General features: G+C 68.3%; 17 protein-coding genes. 8 read left to right on the top strand and 9 right to left on the bottom strand.

The window, feature by feature from the left end:
* Positions 1–42 precede the first annotated feature (42 nt).
* Together D103_RS0105705 and D103_RS0105700 are read left to right on the top strand one after the other, a co-directional pair.
* Positions 43–1,935, top strand: a complete 1,893-nt coding sequence (locus D103_RS0105705; protein WP_018876099.1) for a hypothetical protein — start codon at positions 43–45, stop codon at positions 1,933–1,935.
* On the top strand, positions 1,932–4,004 hold the full coding sequence (locus D103_RS0105700; protein WP_018876098.1) for an EAL domain-containing protein: 2,073 nt from the start codon (positions 1,932–1,934) through the stop codon (positions 4,002–4,004). Before D103_RS0105705 ends, D103_RS0105700 begins: the two co-directional genes overlap by 4 nt.
* A gap of 290 nt (positions 4,005–4,294) precedes the next feature.
* On the opposite strand, the gene dnaJ is transcribed toward D103_RS0105700, so the two are convergent.
* From dnaJ to hrcA, 4 genes are all read right to left on the bottom strand, one after another.
* Positions 4,295–5,443 (bottom strand): molecular chaperone DnaJ, encoded by a 1,149-nt coding sequence (gene dnaJ / locus D103_RS0105695; RefSeq protein WP_018876097.1) that lies wholly within the window; start codon positions 5,441–5,443, stop codon positions 4,295–4,297.
* Positions 5,444–5,564: 121 nt separating this feature from the next.
* Positions 5,565–7,496, bottom strand: coding sequence for a molecular chaperone DnaK (gene dnaK, locus D103_RS0105690; protein WP_018876096.1), 1,932 nt, complete (start codon positions 7,494–7,496; stop codon positions 5,565–5,567).
* 135 nt (positions 7,497–7,631) lie between these two features.
* Positions 7,632–8,216, bottom strand: a complete 585-nt coding sequence (gene grpE / locus D103_RS0105685; RefSeq protein ID WP_018876095.1) for a nucleotide exchange factor GrpE — start codon at positions 8,214–8,216, stop codon at positions 7,632–7,634.
* A gap of 121 nt (positions 8,217–8,337) precedes the next feature.
* Positions 8,338–9,396 carry a heat-inducible transcriptional repressor HrcA gene (gene hrcA / locus D103_RS0105680; RefSeq protein WP_018876094.1) on the bottom strand — a complete coding sequence of 353 codons (1,059 nt, stop codon included), beginning with the start codon at positions 9,394–9,396 and terminating at the stop codon, positions 8,338–8,340.
* A 400-nt stretch (positions 9,397–9,796) separates the two neighbouring features.
* Here hrcA and D103_RS0105675 point away from each other — a divergent pair, with 400 nt between their 5' ends.
* On the top strand, positions 9,797–10,675 hold the full coding sequence (locus D103_RS0105675) for an NAD(+) kinase (protein WP_018865770.1): 879 nt from the start codon (positions 9,797–9,799) through the stop codon (positions 10,673–10,675).
* A gap of 4 nt (positions 10,676–10,679) precedes the next feature.
* Positions 10,680–12,341, top strand: a complete 1,662-nt coding sequence (gene recN / locus D103_RS0105670) for a DNA repair protein RecN (RefSeq protein WP_018876093.1) — start codon at positions 10,680–10,682, stop codon at positions 12,339–12,341.
* Positions 12,342–12,439: 98 nt separating this feature from the next.
* Here the strand turns inward: recN and D103_RS0105665 are convergent, their stop codons facing one another.
* The 3 genes from D103_RS0105665 to D103_RS0105655 are packed head-to-tail and all read right to left on the bottom strand — an operon-like array spanning position 12,440 to position 14,137.
* Positions 12,440–12,922: a gamma-glutamylcyclotransferase gene (locus D103_RS0105665; protein WP_018876092.1), complete on the bottom strand. Its 483-nt coding sequence runs from the start codon at positions 12,920–12,922 to the stop codon at positions 12,440–12,442.
* 8 nt (positions 12,923–12,930) lie between these two features.
* A complete protein-coding gene (locus tag D103_RS0105660) occupies positions 12,931–13,443 on the bottom strand; it encodes a YcgN family cysteine cluster protein (protein WP_018865773.1) in 513 nt (170 codons plus the stop codon).
* Positions 13,436–14,137: a hypothetical protein gene (locus tag D103_RS0105655; RefSeq protein WP_018865774.1), complete on the bottom strand. Its 702-nt coding sequence runs from the start codon at positions 14,135–14,137 to the stop codon at positions 13,436–13,438. The genes D103_RS0105660 and D103_RS0105655 overlap by 8 nt, the downstream gene beginning before the upstream one ends.
* Positions 14,138–14,237: 100 nt before the next feature.
* On the opposite strand from D103_RS0105655, the gene D103_RS0105650 reads away from it, so the two are divergent.
* The 3 genes from D103_RS0105650 to D103_RS0105640 all read left to right on the top strand — a co-directional run bounded on the left by D103_RS0105650 (position 14,238) and on the right by D103_RS0105640 (position 16,165).
* Positions 14,238–15,371, top strand: a complete 1,134-nt coding sequence (locus D103_RS0105650; protein WP_018876091.1) for a hypothetical protein — start codon at positions 14,238–14,240, stop codon at positions 15,369–15,371.
* 90 nt (positions 15,372–15,461) lie between these two features.
* Positions 15,462–15,677 (top strand): hypothetical protein, encoded by a 216-nt coding sequence (locus D103_RS0105645; RefSeq protein WP_018865776.1) that lies wholly within the window; start codon positions 15,462–15,464, stop codon positions 15,675–15,677.
* A 53-nt stretch (positions 15,678–15,730) separates the two neighbouring features.
* Positions 15,731–16,165, top strand: coding sequence for a hypothetical protein (locus tag D103_RS0105640; protein WP_018876090.1), 435 nt, complete (start codon positions 15,731–15,733; stop codon positions 16,163–16,165).
* 249 nt (positions 16,166–16,414) lie between these two features.
* Here the strand turns inward: D103_RS0105640 and D103_RS0105635 are convergent, their stop codons facing one another.
* Positions 16,415–17,092, bottom strand: coding sequence for a tetratricopeptide repeat protein (locus D103_RS0105635; protein ID WP_018865778.1), 678 nt, complete (start codon positions 17,090–17,092; stop codon positions 16,415–16,417).
* Positions 17,093–17,298: 206 nt separating this feature from the next.
* On the opposite strand from D103_RS0105635, the gene D103_RS0105630 reads away from it, so the two are divergent.
* Positions 17,299–17,553, top strand: coding sequence for a hypothetical protein (locus D103_RS0105630; protein WP_018865779.1), 255 nt, complete (start codon positions 17,299–17,301; stop codon positions 17,551–17,553).
* Positions 17,554–17,649: 96 nt separating this feature from the next.
* Here the strand turns inward: D103_RS0105630 and D103_RS0105625 are convergent, their stop codons facing one another.
* Entirely contained in the window at positions 17,650–17,838 is a 189-nt protein-coding gene (locus D103_RS0105625; RefSeq protein WP_018876089.1) for a hypothetical protein, read from the bottom strand.
* Between the last annotated feature and the right edge of the window lie 221 nt (positions 17,839–18,059).

Below are 18,059 nucleotides of genomic sequence, written 5' to 3'. Positions count from 1 at the left end.
GAAAGTCCCACGCAACCGGCCCAGCGACCACTGGACACGCCCATGCTGCACGCCCTGCCCGAGCTGCCCGCCCAACCGGCCGGCCCTGCCAGCTTCCCGCACCGGACGCCGCAGGCCCTGCGGGCCTGGTGCGCGGAACTGCCCGGCAGCGAGCCCGAGCTCGGCATGCAGCAACTCGGCGAGGCCCTCGAAGGGCTCAACCAGATCGCGCTGCAGCCCGGGGTTCGCGCCAGCCTGGTGCGCATACTGGAAGACCACCTCCTGCCCCTGTTCCCCGTGCTGGAGCGCCTGCTGCGCCAGCGCCCCCTGCCACTGGGGCGCCGCAGCCGCGATCGTGCCGAGGTCCTCGGCAGCGCCCTGCGCGCTCTGCTCCAGGCCGAACTGCTGGTGGTCCGGGAGCGCATCGACGCCGACGACACCCGGCACGCGGAACGCCTGACCGCGCCCCTGCAGGCCGCCGTCGCGCTGCTGGGCGCGCTCGCCGTGCACCACTGGCGGCTGTATCAGAACCTGCCCTCCGGTCACTGGCAGCAACTCTACGACCTGCTGCGCCTGGCACGGGCCCAGCACATCGCCGACCACGGCCCCGCCACCGACCAGCGCTTCGGGCCGCTGCATACGGATCGTATCGAGGCCATGAGCGCGCGCCTCATGGTGCTGGGGAGCACCGATCCGAACGCCCTGAAGATGGGCGAGATGGACCTGCTGGTTCGCTGGATCAACGGGATCGAGCTGACCTGTACCACCGCTCCCGACCCGGACCCGCATCCCGACCTGCCGGTGCTGCGCTGCGAGCTCGAGCGCGACCATGCGCCGGGACTGGTCCTCCGCGACCAGCCCGCCGGCGACCTGGCCTGCTTCGTGGAGCTGGGCCCGGCTCTGGCCGCACTGCGCGACGCCCCGGAAAACCTCGAGCCGGTGCAGACCGGAAATGCACAGGCCCTGGCCGAGCATCTCCTGCGCCTGTGGTCGCACCTGCCCACCCGGCGGCACAGTCGCGAGCGCGCGGGCGACCTGCAGCAGGTCTGCGTCATGGGACTGGAACGCATCCATGACTTTCTGCTGGCGGAGATGGAGCGTCGCCGTGACGCCAGCGCCCGGGAACTCGACACGGACGAGAACGGCGAGGCCGGCCTGAAGTCCGTGCAGCAGCGTGATCGCGGCGTCAGCGTCTTCGAGATGTCGCCCGCGGCACTGAGGGGGTCGGATCTCGCGCTGGTCGACAGCCCGCCCGCCGCCGGTCGCGACAGCGATCTCCGGCCGCTCGCGGACGACACCCCCGGCCCCGCCGCGACCGCCTGGGAAGACGTCGGGCGCGGCCTCGAGATCGCCGGCCACGACGAACCGACAGGGCCCATCACCAAGCGCCATCCGCCGGAACACTGGCAGGTGGACGACATCGGCGCCGGGGGCGTCCGCCTGTGCCTGGACGCACCACAGCAGCCCTTGTTGATTGGCGACCTGGTCGGGCTGCGCGCCGTGGACGGCCACCGCTGGACGGTCGGGGTGCTGCGCTGGATTCGCTTCGACGATCAGGTCGGCGAACGCATCAGCATCGGCGTGGAGTTTCTTGCCAATCGCTGCCTCCCCATGCAGATCCAGGATTTTCGCAACGGGGTCGCCGCCGGGGTCCCGCAGCCGGGCCTGTTTGCGCCACAACGAACGGATGCTGACGGGGCCGCCCTGTTTCTGCCGGCCCAGGTCTTCGACCACGAAAAACGGGTGGTCTGCTGGCTGAACGACCGCGCCCGCGTTCTGGAACTGGACAGCGAGCGCACGGGGACTACCCTGTTCACCGAGGTAGGCTGCCGCATGACTGCGCTCGAGGTCGGCAGCCCGACCGCGGAATCCCCCGGCACGGAGGCGGACCCCGGCCTCGCGAATGACAACGGACTGTCCCTCACCACCCGCAACCGCGACGACCAGGCCCCATGAACGAGACCATTCGTACCCTCTTCGTTACCAGTAATCCGAACCGGGCGGAAGAGGTCATCAGCAGCATCCGAACCCGCGGCAGTGCGATCCGCCCGGAGCAGGTTTCGACCACCGACGCCCTCGCCGAGGCGCTGGAGAACCGGCGCTTCGACGTGATCGTACTGATCGAACCCGGCCTGAGCCTGGCCCGCGAGCACGTGGACGAGGCCCAGCATGCCTCCGGCCGGCGGATCCCGGTCGTGATCCTGACCGAACGTCCGGAAGCGGAACGCGTGGACGACTACGAGGCCGGTGCGTACGCGGTGGTGGATCACGAACTGCACGAACTGGCCAGCCTCCTCACCATTCGCGCCGCCGAACAGTTCCAGCTGCGCCAGCGACTGGGTCGCATGGACGCGTCGCTGCAGGAATCCGAGCGCCGCTGCCAGCTGCTGCTGGACAACTCGCGCGACGCCATCGCCTACGTCCACGAGGGCATGCACATCTATGCCAACGCCTCCTGGCGCGAACGCTTCGGCATCGGTGACCCGGAGGACGTCGATGGCCTGCCGCTGATGGATCTGGTCGCGCCGGAGAGCCGCGACGAGCTGAAGGGCCTGCTGCGACGCTTCCAGAACGGCGAGGAGGGCGACCAGACCCATCAGGCCTTCCAGCTGCAGGCCTTCGACGGCACTCCGTTCGAGGCCAACCTGCGCCTCTCCACCGCCAGCGTCGAGGGCGAGGCCTGTACCCAGGTCCTGCTGGATTCGGCCCAGGAGGACCCGGAACTGGCGGAGAAGATCGATTACCTGTCGCAGCGCGATCTGGTCACCGGCCTCTACAACCGCCAGCACTTCACCGGCATGATCGAGACCGCGCAGGGCCAGGCCGCGCAGTCGGAGAAACCGTTCGCCCTGATCACGCTGGCGGTGGACCGCTTCGCGGAGATCCGCGCCAACGTCGGCATGTCCGCCAGCGACCTGCTGCTGGCCGACATCGGCAAGCTGATCGAGGACCAGTTCCCCGAGCCGGCCATCACCGCGCGCCTGGAGGCCGAGCACTTCGGCATCCTGGTGCCGGATACCCGCCGCAACGAGGTGGAGAGCCGCGTCCACGGGCTGATGGAGGCGGTCACCGGGCGCGTGTTCGAGCTCGGCAATGCCTCCACCAACTGCACCCTGTCCGCCGGCATCGTGATCGCCGACGAGACCGCGGTGGATACCGAGGAGCTACTGTCGCAGGCCGACCGCGCACTGCAGGAAGCGGTGGAAGCCGGCGGCGGGACCCACTGCTTCTTCCGCCCGGCCGAGGGCGAGATGACCCAGGCACAGGCCGACCAGCAGTGGCGGCTGCGCATCCAGGACGCCCTCGATCACGACCGCCTGGAGCTGCTGTACCAACCGATCGTGAACCTGCACGGGGCCGACCGGGCGCGCTATTCGGTGTTCGTGCGGCTGCGCGATGCCGAGGGTCATGTCCACGAACCGGAGGCCTTCCTGCCCAGCGCCGAGCGCACGGAGATGGCCCAGCCCATCGACCGCTGGATCCTGAAGACCGCCCTGGGCGTCCTCGCGGAACAGCTGAAGAAGGACCCCGGTACCCAGTTCTTCCTCAAGCTGACCAATGGCTCGCTCGGCGATCCCTCGGTTGTCAGCTGGCTGCACGACGACCTGCACGCCCTGCGCATCCCCGCCGACAACGTGGTGGTGGAGCTGAAGGAACCCACCGTGGTAACCCACCTGAAGCCGGCGATCCACGTGGCCCGGGGCCTGCAGGAGATGCACGGCCACCTGTGCATCGACGACTTCGGCAACGGCCTGAACCCGTTCCAGCTGCTGCAGCACCTGGAGGCGGACCACATCAAGCTGGACCCGTCCTACGTGAAGAACCTGGCCGAGAGCGAGGAAAACCAGCAGCTGATCCGCGAGCATACCGAGGCCGCGCACGCCAAGGGCAAGCAGGTGATCGTGCCGTATGTCGAGGACGCCAGTGTGCTCGCCGTGCTCTACAGCCTGAACGTCAACCTCGTGCAGGGCTACTTCCTGCAGGCGCCGATGCCGGCCCCCACCTTCGACTTCGCCTCAACCTGAGCCCCGCGCGCCCGCACCCCATTTTTCACCACAGAGCGCACAGAGAACACGGAGAAAAGCGGTCTACAGGAAGACGGGAAGATCGGAAGAGGGATGATGTGGGCGGTTGCGTGGGCACTATCGGTGCCGTGCCACGCGGCGGTCAACGGTCCATCCCTTCACCCAAAAAATCTTTCTGTCTTCCAAACTTCCTGTAAATCGCCCTTGCCCTTGCCCGTTTTTTCTCCGTGGCCTCTGTGCACTCTGTGGTGCAATAAACACGAGTGGTCCCCGGCACGACTATGGCCGGGTTACTTGGACCAGAAGTTCAGGTCCTCGAAGAAGCCCTTCACCCCGTCCACCCAGGACTGCGCCTGCGGACTGTGCTTGGTCCCACCGGCCTGAGTGGATTCCTCGAACTGGCGCAGGAGCTGCTTCTGCTCCTTGGTCAGGTTGATCGGCGTCTCCACCACCACGCGGCAGATCAGGTCGCCGACGGCACCGCCGTGCACCGACTTCACGCCCTTGCCGCTGACCCGGAACTGCTTGCCGGTCTGCGTCTCCGCGGGGACCTTCAGCTTGACCCGGCCGTCCAGCGACGGGACCTCCAGCTCGCCGCCAAGGGCGGCGGTCGCGAACGACACCGGCACCTCGCAGTGCAGGTCCGAGCCCTCGCGCCGGAACAGCTTGTGCGGCTTCACCCGCACCTGCACGTAGAGATCACCCGGCGGACCGCCATTCATGCCGGCCTCGCCCTGGCCGGCCAGACGGATGCGATCGCCCGAGTCCACACCGGCCGGGATCTTCACGTCCAGCGTGTTCTGCTCCTGCACCCGACCCTTGCCGTGGCAGGACTTGCAGGGGCTGGAGACGATCTTGCCGGAGCCCTCGCAGCGCGGGCAGGTCTGCTGCACCGAGAAGAAGCCCTGCTGGATGCGTACCTGCCCGACCCCGTTGCAGGTCGGGCAGGTCTCCGGCGAGGTCCCCGGTTCGGCGCCGGAGCCGTCGCAGGCCTCGCAGGACACCGTGGTCGGGATGCGAATCTTGACCTCGGTGCCGAACACGGCTTCCTCGAGCGTCAGGTCCAGGTTGTACTGCAGGTCGGAGCCCCGGTAGGCGCGCTGACCGCGGCCGCCTCCACCACCCCCGAAGATATCGCCAAAGATATCCTCGAAGATGTCGCTGAAGTTGGAGGCCCCGGCCCCGCCGCCGAAGCCGCCGGCCGAACCGTCCACGCCGGCATGGCCATAGCGGTCGTAGGCCGCACGCTTCTGATCGTCGCTGAGGACGTCGTAGGCGGCGCGCGCCTCCTTGAACTTGGCCTCGGCCTCCTCGTCCCCCGGATTGCGGTCGGGGTGGTACTTCATTGCCAGGCGGCGAAAGGCCTTCTTGATATCGGCGGCCGAGGCGTCCTTGGCGACGCCCAGCACCTCGTAATAGTCGCGTTGTGACATGGTCATTTCCAGGTAGATCGTTCGCGCGAACGCGGAGTGCCTTCACGCAAACGCCCGGAGGTACCGTGTACCCCGGGCGTGGCGTGTGGTCGAAGTCCGGCGGCGCCAAGGCGCCGCCGGACGGGCATCAGCCCTGCTTCTTCTGGTCGTCGTCGACTTCCTCGAACTCGGCGTCCACGACATCGTCGCCCTGCTGGCCGCTGTCGGCCTGCTCGGCACCGGCCTCGCCCGCGGCGTCCGCGTTCTGGGCATAGGCCTTCTCGGCCAGCTTGCCGGAGGCCTCGGCCAGCTTCTGCGTGGCCTGTTCGATGGCGTCGGCGTCCTCGCCTTCCATCGCGGTCTTGACCTCGGCCACGGCCGACTCGATCGCGGAGCGCTCGTCGTCGGAGACCTGGTCACCCAGATCCTTCAGCGACTTCTCGGCGGAGTGCACCAGGGCATCGGCCTGGTTGCGTGCGCCGACCAGCTGCTGGAACTTCTTGTCTTCCTCGGCATGGGCCTCGGCGTCCTTGACCATCTGTTCGACTTCCTCGTCGGACAGACCGGAGGAGGCCTTGATCACGATCTTGTTCTCCTTGCCGGTCGCCTTGTCCTTGGCCGAGACGTTCAGGATGCCGTTGGAGTCGATGTCGAAGGTGACCTCGATCTGCGGCACACCGCGCGGCGCGGCCGGGATGTCCTGCAGGTCGAAGCGACCCAGCGACTTGTTGGCGCTGGCCATCTCGCGCTCGCCCTGCAGCACGTGCACGGTCACCGCCGTCTGGTTGTCCTCGGCGGTGGAGAACACCTGGTTGGCCCGGGTCGGGATCGTGGTGTTCTTCTCGATCAGCTTGGTCATCACGCCGCCCATCGTCTCGATCCCGAGCGACAGCGGGGTCACGTCCAGCAACAGCACGTCCTTGACGTCGCCGCCCAGCACGCCGGCCTGCACCGCGGCGCCGACCGCAACGGCCTCGTCCGGGTTCACGTCCTTGCGCGGCTCCTTGCCGAAGAACTCCTGCACCGCTTCCTGCACCTTGGGCATGCGGGTCTGGCCGCCGACCAGGATCACGTCGTCCACCTCGGAGGCGGACAGGCCGGCGTCCTTCAGCGCGACCTTGCACGGCTCGATGGAGCGCTTGACCAGGTCCTCGACCAGGCTCTCCAGCTTGGCGCGGGTGATCTTCAGCGCCAGGTGCTTCGGCCCGGTGTTGTCGGCCGTGATGTACGGCAGGTTGACCTCGGTCTGCTGGCTGGAGGACAGCTCGATCTTGGCCTTCTCGGCGGCCTCCTTCACGCGCTGCATCGCCAGCGGATCGCCCTTGATGTCGATGCCCTGGTCCTTCTTGAACTCGTCGACCAGGTAGTCGATCAGGCGATTGTCGAAGTCCTCGCCACCCAGGAAGGTGTCGCCGTTGGTCGCCAGCACCTCGAACTGGTGCTCGCCGTCCACCTCGGCGATCTCGATGATCGAGACGTCGAAGGTACCGCCACCCAGGTCATACACGGCGATCTTGCGATCCCCGCGCTGCTTGTCCATGCCGTAGGCCAGCGCGGCCGCGGTCGGCTCGTTGATGATGCGCTTGACCTCGAGCCCGGCGATCTTGCCGGCGTCCTTGGTCGCCTGACGCTGGGAGTCGTTGAAGTAGGCCGGGACGGTGATCACCGCTTCGGTGACCTCCTCCCCGAGGTAGTCCTCGGCGGTCTTCTTCATCTTCTGCAGCACGCGCGCGGAGATCTCCGGCGGGGCCATCTTCTTGCCCTGCACCTCGATCCACGCGTCGCCGTTGTCGGCCTTCACGATGCTGTAGGAGACGAGCTTGATGTCCTTCTGGACCTCGCCTTCGTCGAACTTGCGGCCGATCAGTCGCTTGGCCGCAAACACAGTGTTCTGCGGATTCGTGACCGCCTGGCGCTTGGCGGACTGGCCGACCAGCACCTCGCCGTCGTCACTGAACGCGACGATGGACGGGGTGGTGCGGGTGCCTTCCGCGTTCTCGATGACCTTGGCCTGGTCGCCTTCCATCACGGCGACACAGGAGTTGGTGGTCCCGAGGTCGATACCGATGATCTTGCCCATGATTGAAATCTCCTGATGCGAAAAAGTGGCGCTGCAGAGCGTCGTTCTCTGCCAACTTGTACGGGAATCTGGGGCCCCGGGCCGGGTTTTCAAGGGGCGGATTCCTAACACCCCTGATCGGCCCGGGCGGTCGGGTCAGGCGCTCTCGTCGATGTTCGGCGAGCTCGGTGCCTTGGAGACCACCACCATGGCCGGGCGCAGTACGCGGTCCTGCAGCATGTAGCCCTTCTGCATGGTCGCCACCACCGTGTTCGGCGGGTGCTCCGGGTCTTCCTGCATGGACATCGCCTGATGGCGCTCCGGGTCGAAGCGCTGGCCGGTCGGGTCCTCGGCCTGGATGCCGAACTTGTCGAAGACCTTGGTCAGGTTCTTCAGGGTCAGCTCGGCCCCCTCGATGATGCGCTCGACATCCTGGGTCTCGCGGGCCGCCTTCAGCCCCATCTCCAGCGAGTCGCCGACCTCCAGCATCTCGGAGGCGAACTTTTCCATCGCGTATTTGTGCGCGTTCTCCAGCTCGCGCTCGAAGCGCCGGCGCTGGTTCTCCAGTTCCGCCTGGGCGCGCAGGGCCTGGTCACGCCGTTCCTCGGCCAGGGCCTCGAGCTCCTGCAGCCGTGCCTCGGTATCGCCCTCGCCGGGGTGGTCGCCATCGGCCTCGGGGGCCGCCTCGTTCCCGGTCTCGAGCTCTTCCGGTTGTTCCTGGGGTTCCCGCTGTTCCGACATGCTGGCCTCGCGAATCAATGAAAAGTGAAACCGCCCGCCGGGTCGCCAGCCGGCAGGCGGGGGTATTCGGGTTGACTACGGAGACTGTGGGGGCATCCGTTCGGGTTTCAAGGGCGACCCGCTACTTCGGGTCGCCCGGCGGCTGATCGCCCAGGGCCGAGCCGAGCAGACGCGCGGTCACGTCCACGATCGGGATTACCCGGTCGTAGGACATGCGCGTGGGTCCGATGACCCCCAGCACGCCGACCACCTCGCCATCCACACTGTAGGGCGCAGTCACCACCGAGCAATTCTCGAACCAGTCCAGTCCGGACTCGCGGCCGATGAAGATCTGCACGCGGTCGCTGCGAATGCACTGGTCGAGAATCCCGAGGATCTCCTGCTTTTCGTTGAAGGCCTCGAGCAGCTGCCGCAGGCGCTCCATGTCCGCCAGCTCCTCGTAGCCGAGCAGGTGAGTCTGGCCGGCCACGACCACGTCGTCCGGGTCCTCGTCACCGACCGCCTTCTCGCCCAGATCGATCGCCGCCAGCATCATCGCGTCCAGGTCGTCGCGCACGTCGCGCATCTCGCGCAGCAGCTCGGCTCGCACGGCGTGCAGGCTCTTGCCCGCCAGATGGGCGTTCAGGTAGTTGGCCATGCGCTGCAGCTCGTCCTGGCCGAAGTCGCGCTCCAGCTCCAGCACGCGGTTCTGCACCTCCTTGCCGTCGATGACCAGGATCGCGAGGATGCGTCCCTCGCCCAGGCGCAGAAACTCGATCTGGCTCAGCGCGACGTTGCGATGCCGCGGCAGGCGCACCATCCCGGCCATGCGCGTCACCCGCGACAGCAAGTTGCTGGTGGTGTCCATCAGATCCTGGGTACTGGCATTCGGGTCGAAGCCGGACTGGATCGCGCGCACCTCCTCCGGCGAGGGGTTGCGCACCTCCAGCAGGCTGTCCACGAACAGCCGGTAGCCGGCCGGCGTCGGGATGCGCCCGGCCGAGGTGTGCGGCGAATGGATCAGGCCCATGTCCTCGAGATCCGCCATCACGTTGCGTACAGTGGCCGCGCTCACGCTGAGCCCGGAGGTGCGGGCCAGGGTACGCGAGCCGACGGGCTGGCCGTCCCGGATGTAGCTCTCGATCAGGGTCCGCAACAGGGTACGGGCCCTGGCGTCCAGATTGATGAAAGCGTTTTCCATGGGTCGTCAGCGCTCCACTCGGTCGAGTGCCAGAAGGTACCAGTCTTGGATGGTGCCGGAATCGGGTCAAGGGAAACACTGATGAATGTATGCGTTCGCGCTCGAGTCGCTTTTGCGTGCGAACAAGGCGCGGCGACCGCCGTGCAGTCATTCTGCACAAGGGAGCCGCAACGCCGTGCGCGCTCAAAAGCGGCCGAGCCCCTTCAGGGTTGGCGCCTCATGTTCCCCGATCCTGCGTTGCGGCCCGAATCAGTCAACAACGGGCCGGTAGAACCACTACCGGCTGCGCACCGCGCCTGATCTCGGAAAACATGAGGCACCAACGCGAACGCATACATTCATCAGTGTTTCCCTGGAAACCCCGGGTGCAGTCGCGGTCCCTTTTCCGGATAATGCCGCCATGATGCCAGACTTCAACAAGGTCGGATTGGTCGGCAAGACCAGCGATTCGCGCACCGCCCCGCTGGTCGCCACGCTGGTCGGCCTGCTCCAGGAGCGCGGCCGCCAGGTCTTCATGGAGCAGGAGATCGACGGCTTCGAGCGTCCGGAGCGGGTCGGGCTCCTGCCGCTGGAGGAGCTGGCCAGCGCGGTCGATCTGCTGATCGTCATCGGCGGCGACGGAACCCTGCTGGCCACCGCCCGCAAGGTCGCCGACGCCGACACGCCGCTGCTGGGGATCAACCTGGGTCGCCTGGGATTTCTCGTGGATGTCTCCCCGGACACCGCCCCGGAGGAACTGGGCGAGGTCCTGGACGGGGCCTTCGAACGCGAGCCGCGGGCGATGCTGGAGGCCGAGCTGATCCGCGACGGGGTCACCATCCACCACGGGATCGCGCTGAACGACGTCGTGGTCCATGTACTGAGCGTGGTGCGCATCATCGAGTTCGACACCGCGATCGACGGCATGGACGTCGGCCGGCTGCGCGCCGATGGCCTGGTGGTGGCCACGCCCACGGGTTCCACTGCCTACGCCCTGTCCGCCGGCGGGCCGATCCTGACCCCGCAGCTGGACGCGATGGTCATGGTCCCGGTGTGCCCGCACAGCCTGAACCACCGCCCGCTGGTGGTCAGCGGCCGCTCCACGGTGGAGATCCGCCTGTCCAGTGGCAGCCGTTCCCCGGCCCAGGTCGCGCTGGATGGCCAGGAGAACGTGGACTTCGCCCCGGGCGACCTGCTCCGCATCCACCGTCGCGAACAGGCCCTGACCCTGATCCATCCCCGCGAACATCACTTCCTGCGCGTGCTGCGAACCAAGCTGCGCTGGGGCGAGCAGCCCTGATCCCATGCTGCGACTGATCAGCATCCGCGACTTCGCCATCATCGACCAGCTGGAACTGGAGCTGGACACGGGCCTGAGCGCCCTGACCGGCGAGACCGGGGCAGGCAAGTCCATCCTGATCGACGTGATCGGCCAGCTGCTGGGCGACCGCGCCGACGCCGGCATGGTGCGCGAGGGGGCCGAACAGGCCGACCTGTCCGCGGAGTTCGCCCTGACCGACACGAGCCCGGCTGGCACGTGGCTGGCGGAACAGGACCTCGCGGACCCCGACGACGACGCGGTGCTGCTGCGGCGGGTCCTGACCCGCCAGGGAAAGAGCCGTGCCTGGATCAACGGCCGACCGGTCGCGGTCGGCCAGCTGCGCACATTGGGCGAGTGGCTGGTGGACATCCACGGCCAGCACGCCCATCAGCAGCTATTGCAGCGCGACACCCAGCGCCTCTGGCTGGACGGCTTCCTCGAAGGCGACCGGGTCTCCCACGTGCGCGAGGCCCACACGGCCTGGCGCGAGGCCGCCCGCGCGCTGGAGCAGGCCCGCGAGAACCAGGCCGACACCTCCGACCGCCTCGACCTGCTGCGTTTCCAGACCACCGAGCTGGCCGAACTGGCCCCGGTCCAGGACGAATACCCGCAACTGCTGGCCGAGCAGAACCAGCTCGCCCACGGCACCGAGGTGCTGAGCGCGCTGCAGACCGCCAGCCAGCAGATCGAGGACGACGCCGGCGTCGATGCCCAGATCGGCCATGTGCTGCACGCGCTGCAGGACGCCGCGCAGCACGACGAACGGGTGAACCCGACGCTGGAGCTGCTGGAGTCCGCGCGCATCCAGATCACTGAGGCCGGCGACACCCTGCGTCGGCTGGCCGACGGCATCGAACTGGACCCGGAACGCCTGGCCGAGCTGGACCAGCGCGTCGGCGAGTACCTGCGCCTGGCGCGCAAGCACCGGGTCGATCCCGAGGCCCTCCCGGGCCTGCACGACGAACTGCAGACCGAGCGGGACGCCCTGGAGAACGGCGACCAGACCCTCGAGGCCCTGGAGGCGCGCGAACAGGAGACCCGTACCGCCTTCGACTCGGCTGCCAAGGCGCTGAGCAAGGCCCGCCAGCAGACCGCCAAACGCATCGGCCAGGCGGTCACCGACACCATGCAGGAGCTGGGCATGGCCGGCGGCCACTTCGAGATCGCCATCGAGCCCGCCGACAAGCCACAGGCGCACGGTGTGGATCACATCGAGTTCCGCGTCGCCGCGAATCCCGGCTCCGCCCCGCAGCCGATGGCGAAGGTCGCCTCCGGCGGCGAGCTCTCGCGTATCGGGCTCGCGCTACAGGTGCTGGCCAGCCAGCAGCAGACCGTACCCACGCTGATCTTCGACGAGGTCGACAGCGGCATCAGCGGCGCGGTCGCCGAGGTCGTCGGGCGCAAGCTGCGCACCCTGGGCGAGCGCCATCAGGTCCTGTGCGTGACCCATCTGGCCCAGGTCGCCGCCCAGGCCCACCAGCAGCTGGAGGTGCAGAAATCGCACGGCAAGGACGGCACCCGCACTGCCATCCAGCCGCTGGACGACGAGCGCCGCGTCGAGGCCCTGGCCCGCCTGATCGGCGGCACCCAACTCACCGAGACCACCCGCACCCACGCCCGCGAACTCCTGTCCTCCGCCGGTTAGTCCACCACGAAGGCCACAAAGGACAACACGCAGGATGCGATGAGCGCAGCGGATCGTGGAGCGGCCGCTACAGGATCACCACCGCTGAACCATGCAGTTCAGGACCGCGCCGGCCAGATGCCGTCCGCCAGATGGCGCGCACCGGGTGGCAGACGCGGCATCCAGTAGACCCAGAGGGCCGTGGGACCATCCTCGGTCCAGGCGGGCACCAGGGCCCGGCGATACTCCCCGCGGCCGTCCGGGCGCACACCCTCCAGGGCGTCGACGCGCGGCAGGGCCCGCGGCGGGTCGGGCAGGCGAATCCACTCGCCGTGCACAAGCTCCTGCGCCGCATCCGGGGCTGATGGCGCGAGCCCCCGGAAGCGGCGCTGACGCCCCGCGTCACGGAGTGGGTCCTGCCCGGCTTTCAGCAGAATGCTGTCGGCGGCAATCTGCACGGCGGGGTAGCCCACGGGTAAGTCATATAGCGACCCGACAATGGTCGCGGTGCGAATCCGGAGGGCCCGAGCGCAGAACGCGCGGTGGTTGGCGAAGCCCTGTTTCAGCGTCCCGTACACGAACAGGTCGACGAATCCCGCCATACCGATGGCTACTCCTGCGGGAAACGCACTACCGGGCGCCACAGGCGCGCGGACTCCGGCACCTGGCCGGGCCAGTCGACCACGTAGTCGATCAGGGGGAGGTCGGGGGCATCACACTCGCGGATGACCCGGCCGGCCACCGAGACGCGGGCGCGCTTGACCGTCTCCGGATCGCCCGTCAGCAGAGGGTGCCAGGTCGGCAGCGGGTGGCCCTCGAAACGCAGGCGATAGGCACAGGTGGGCGGCAACCAGTGATAGTGGGGCAGGTCCTTTCGGGTCAGCTGGATGCAGTCCGGCACGAAGTCCCGGCGGTTGGCGTAGTCCGAGCAGAAACCGGTCTCGCAGTCGAGCAGGTCGCAGGCCAGCCAGGTAAAGGCCAGCTCGCCCGAGTCCTCGTCTTCCAGCTTGTGCAGGCAGCAGCGCCCGCAGCCGTCGCACAGGGCCTCCCACTCTTCGTGGCTCAGGGTCTCGAGCGGGCGCTCCCAGAACGGGCGGGCATCCGGCGCGGCCGATTCACTCATGATCCCCGTAGTCCTCGCCCAGGCGGCGGCGCCCTTCGTCGCGCAGGCGTTCCACGGTCTGTCCCCAGCGCTCCTGGGTCACGTAGTGCATCAGCACACGCCCGCGGCGCGGGACCAGGATGGCCAGCCCGTCCTCGGGGTAGAGCCAGTAGCTGTGATCGGAGTCCATGCGCAGGCGCTCGCGCGGCTCGCCAAAACGCTGGGTAATCAGGTCCTCGGTCCAGTGGGCGCGCGGGATGTAGCTCATCTCGACGATCGGGACGTTGCCCAGCGATGTCAGGGCGTCGTCGCTCAGTCCGTAGCGCCGGGCCCCGCTGGGCATGGGCCGCTCGGACGTCGTCTCGGCCTCGATCCGGTCCAGCGCCGCCTCATCCAGATCCGGGCGCAGGATCAGGTTGGCCTCGAACGGCGGAATGCGCGCGTTCACGTAGTAGGCCTCCACCGAACGCGAACCGTCGGCATCCACGAACAGGCGGATATCCGGCACCGGCAGGCGGCCCATCAGGTCGGCCATGGTGGTCTCGCCCAGCACGATGCCCAGCACCCGCGTGCGCTGGCGATCCCCTACCTCGATCTGCCACGGAAGGTCGGAGAACTGCTGACTGCGCATGCCACCCGGGTTGGAGTAGACCCACATGGCCAGCGCCAGGATGACCCCCATCGCCACCAGCCCGATGATCCAGCGTACATGCATCGCGCAATTCCCCTTTAAGACACAAAGCCCGGCCGTGGCGGGCGCGGCATGCCGCCTCGTATAATGCGGCGCTCGCCCGACCACCGGATACCAGCCCGCCATGTTCGCACGTTTGTCTGCCTGGATCACCGCCCGCTCCGTCCCCGGCGACAGCGGCGGGCGCATCCTGATCCTCGCCCCGCGGGCCACCCTCGAGACGGCCGCCGACTGGCTCGCGGAGCTGGCCGACGCCGTCGGGCCGATCACGCTGGGGGTCACCGACTGCGGCCATGACCGCGAGGCGGCCGGCTTGATGGATGCCACCCCGGCGCTGGCGATGCGCCCGGACCTGGCGGCCCCGCGTCTGGCGCGGCTGCGGCCGCGCGCCGTCGTGGTCATCGGGCCCCTGCGGGCCGGCGAGCACGACCTGGGCCCCGCACTGGCCTCGCTCCATGCACCGCGCATCTGGGTGAATGCCGAGGGCGACACCGGGGGTGTCGAGTGGGATGCCGTGTTCGCGGCGCGCGAAGACGCCCCGGCCCCCGGGATCGCCGAAGTGATCGGCGACCCGCTCGCCGGGGCGGTGGAACTGCCGGCCCCGCCGTCCGACTCCAGCGGATTCTGCGAACGCTTTCGCGAATACCACGAAAAGGGCCATCCGATCCTGCTGGCACCCAATACCGGCCCGGGCGAGGAGGCCTTCGCGTTTGCCGTGCTGTTCGCGGTTCTGCGCAAGAGCGCGGCCATCCTGCTGCTGGCTCCCGCGGACCCGGCCCGTCACGAGCCGGTCTATCGCGACGCCATCAAGTACTCGCTGCCGATCATCCGCCACAACCGCTTTATGACCTCCTTCGTGCCGCGCAAGAACCGGGTCTACTACATCGAGGATCCGGAGACGCTGCACGCCGCCTACACCTGCGCCCAGGTGACCCTGCCGGGCGGCACCCTGGCCGCCAGCGAGACCCCGCCCGACCTGGGCCTGCCGCTGGCCTGTGGCAGCGCGGTCATCTGCGGCCCGGCGGAGCATGAACGCCACCCGGATGCCGCCACGCGACTGCGTATCGCCGCCGAGCACACCGGCCTCGTCGCCCGCGGCGAGGACCCCGAGCAGGTGGCCGACGAGGTGCTCGCGCGCCTCGCGGAGGGGATCGACCCGGCGGCACGGCGCGCACGCCTCGCTGAATGGCAGTCCCGCCAGTCCGGCGCACGCGCCGCGGTGCACGCCCGCCTGCAGGCCCTGCTCGCCCCCGCCTGACCCGGCGCGGAGCCGCCGGGCGGTGAAATGCAACTAATTGATCTATAATCGGGTCAACGAGTTACAGGTTTACCGGACAGGTTCACGCACATGATCGACGCCAGCCACTCCCTCGCGGGCATCCAGAAGGGCATGACCAGCATGCGCCAGCAGGCCCACACGGTGGCCACCGAGAACGCGGGCAGTCGCGAGAGTATGGGTGCCCAGGTGGGCATGATCGCCAGCCAGAATCAGGTCGAGGCCTCGGTGAAGACCCTGCAGGCCGAGGACCGGATGATCGGCTCGTTGCTGGACGTACGCGCCTGAATCCGGGCAACGCCTGAGAACACGCCTTACCAGGAGGCTCGCCGAGTTACGCGATGGAAGTCCCGGTCACCAACCCGTCTGCTGCGGTACCGGTCGGCACACGCCCGACCGGCAGCGACCGGCTGGGCCTGGGGCAGCTCTCCACCCCGGCCGATTTCGATCGCCCGCTGAACGACCCCGAGGCCGGCGAGGCCCGCCGCCCGATCGAGGATCGCGCGGAACAGGACGAGAACCGCCGCGGCGATGCCGAACAGGACCAGGGCCTGGCCTTCCCCCCGCGCTCGGAACAGGAGATGGCCTCGCGGGCCCGGGTCGCGGCCCAGATCGAGGCCTTCCGCAGTGGCAATGACGCCGAAGGGGCCGCGGCGCCGGACGGTGGCGTGCTGGGCGGCGTCGGTGTCGAGGCCCTGCGCCGCCGCGTGGAACTCGCGGTCAGCCTGGCCGGGCCGGCCGAGGAGCCACGCCGCGAACTGAACGTGGTGGTCTAGCCCTCCGCGGAGCGCACGAAGAAGGTCCACAGCGCTTCACAGGAAGGCCCGGAAGATCGGAAGAAGCGCGTTGGGGTCATGACGCAGTGCCCTCAGTCCCTGCGTGACACGCCACCCCCACGCTCTCGTCATCCCGAACACCAACAGCACCGATCAGCCGTAATCGCGAGGCGCGCAGCGCCGTGGCGATCGGCTCGCGAGATCCCGGCGCTTCCTTCAGGTTGCATCCCTGACAGGCGGCCGTGCCGGCTACTGCAGGCGCGGCGCTGCCTTGGCCTGTGCCTGGTTCTGCAGCCACTCCTGGGCGCGTTCGCCCGCGTGCAGGCGCTCGTCGGGGCTCAGCTCGCGCGCCACGCGCTCGCGGTAACGCGCCGCGCTCGCAATCCCCATCTCCGCCGCGATCGCATACCACTTGAACGCCGACACATCGGAGCGTTCCACGCCCTCGCCCATCGCGAACAGCCGCGCGAGATTGGCTGCACCGCGCCCCTCGCCGGCCTCGGCCGCCAGCAGATACCACTGGGCCGCCTGTTCCGCATCCTGCGGCAGGCCCCGGCCCTCGTCGAACTTGAGCCCCAGGTTGAACATCGCCTGGGCATTCCCGCGCTCCGCGGCAATATGGAACCAGCGGGCCGCCTCGTTGGGGTTCGCCTCCAGGCCGTCCCCCTGCTCGAACAGGACGGCCAGGTTGAAGGCGGCATCCGGGAACCCGGCCTCGGCCGAACGCTGATACCACTGCGCGGCCTCGAGGGGATCCCGCGGCAGGTGCTGCCCCTCATCCAGCAGGACCCCCAGGTTGAAGGCGCACTGCGGGTCCCCGGCCTCGGCCCCCTGCCGCCAGAGGGTCATCGCGACGGCGTGTTCGCCGCGGGCCCAGGCATTGCGAGCCTGCTCCAGGAGAGATTCTTGCGAAGAGGATTGCGCCATCACTGCCGTCCGGAATTGCCTTTGTCTCACTCTAGCGACCCCGCGAAGGGCCGTCGACAAACCGCACGAGGATGCGTGACAGAAACCACGCCCCGGGCGAAACGCAAAGCTGTGATGAATTTCCCGAAACACCGGAGGGGGCTCAAGGGTCGAGAGGTGTGAACGCAGTTGCGCGTTTACATCCACCTCAATGGACAGGAGTTTCCATGAAGCATTCCACCAGGATCCTGGCCGCCGCGGCCATCGCACCCTTTGTACTTCTGATGGGCTGCTCCGACGGCGACATGGGCATGGACGAGTTCGAGGAACAACAGATGCAGGAACAGCCCGAGGGCGGTGAAGGCGGCATGCAGAGCGCCCCGCCACCCGAAGGGAGCATGCAGGAGCCGCCGCAGGAGGGCGAGATGCAGCAACCCCCGTCCGATGGCGGCATGGAACCGGAGGGTGACGGCAACTTCTGACCCCCGGACGCCCTGCAGGGGCGTCCAATCCGGATAAAGCAAAAAAGCCCCGGCACGCCGCGCGTGCCGGGGCTTTTTGTTTCGGGTCAGCCGGGATCAGTTGCTGAAGGTATCCTCCATCTCGTCCCCGGCATCCTCCATCGCGTCGCCAGCATCGTCCATGGCGTCGTCGATGTTCTCGCCGGCCTCTTCCGCCGGGCCCTGATTGTCACAGCCCGCGAGGGTCGCGCTGCCCAGCGCCATCATCAGGGCAAGCATCAGAATCGTCAGTCGTGATTTCCACATGGTGTTCTCCTTTACCGTTGCAGTCCGTTCCGGATCATTCCCTACGCACGGGCGGATCACCCGCCGTCGGGACACTCGGCTCTAAGGCCCGGTTGAGCGCCGTTGGTTCGATTCGTTCGGCCCCTGCGCCTGCAAACTGTGATGCACACCCGCGGAAACCGATCCATAAAAAAGGCCGCGGACAACGCCGCGGCCAATCGGAGGCACATGCAAACCCCGTT

It is taken from the genome of Thioalkalivibrio sp. ALE31 (genome assembly GCF_000377405.1).
Classification (GTDB): domain Bacteria; phylum Pseudomonadota; class Gammaproteobacteria; order Ectothiorhodospirales; family Ectothiorhodospiraceae; genus Thioalkalivibrio.
This window is presented reverse-complemented; position numbering and strand designations above follow the sequence as displayed.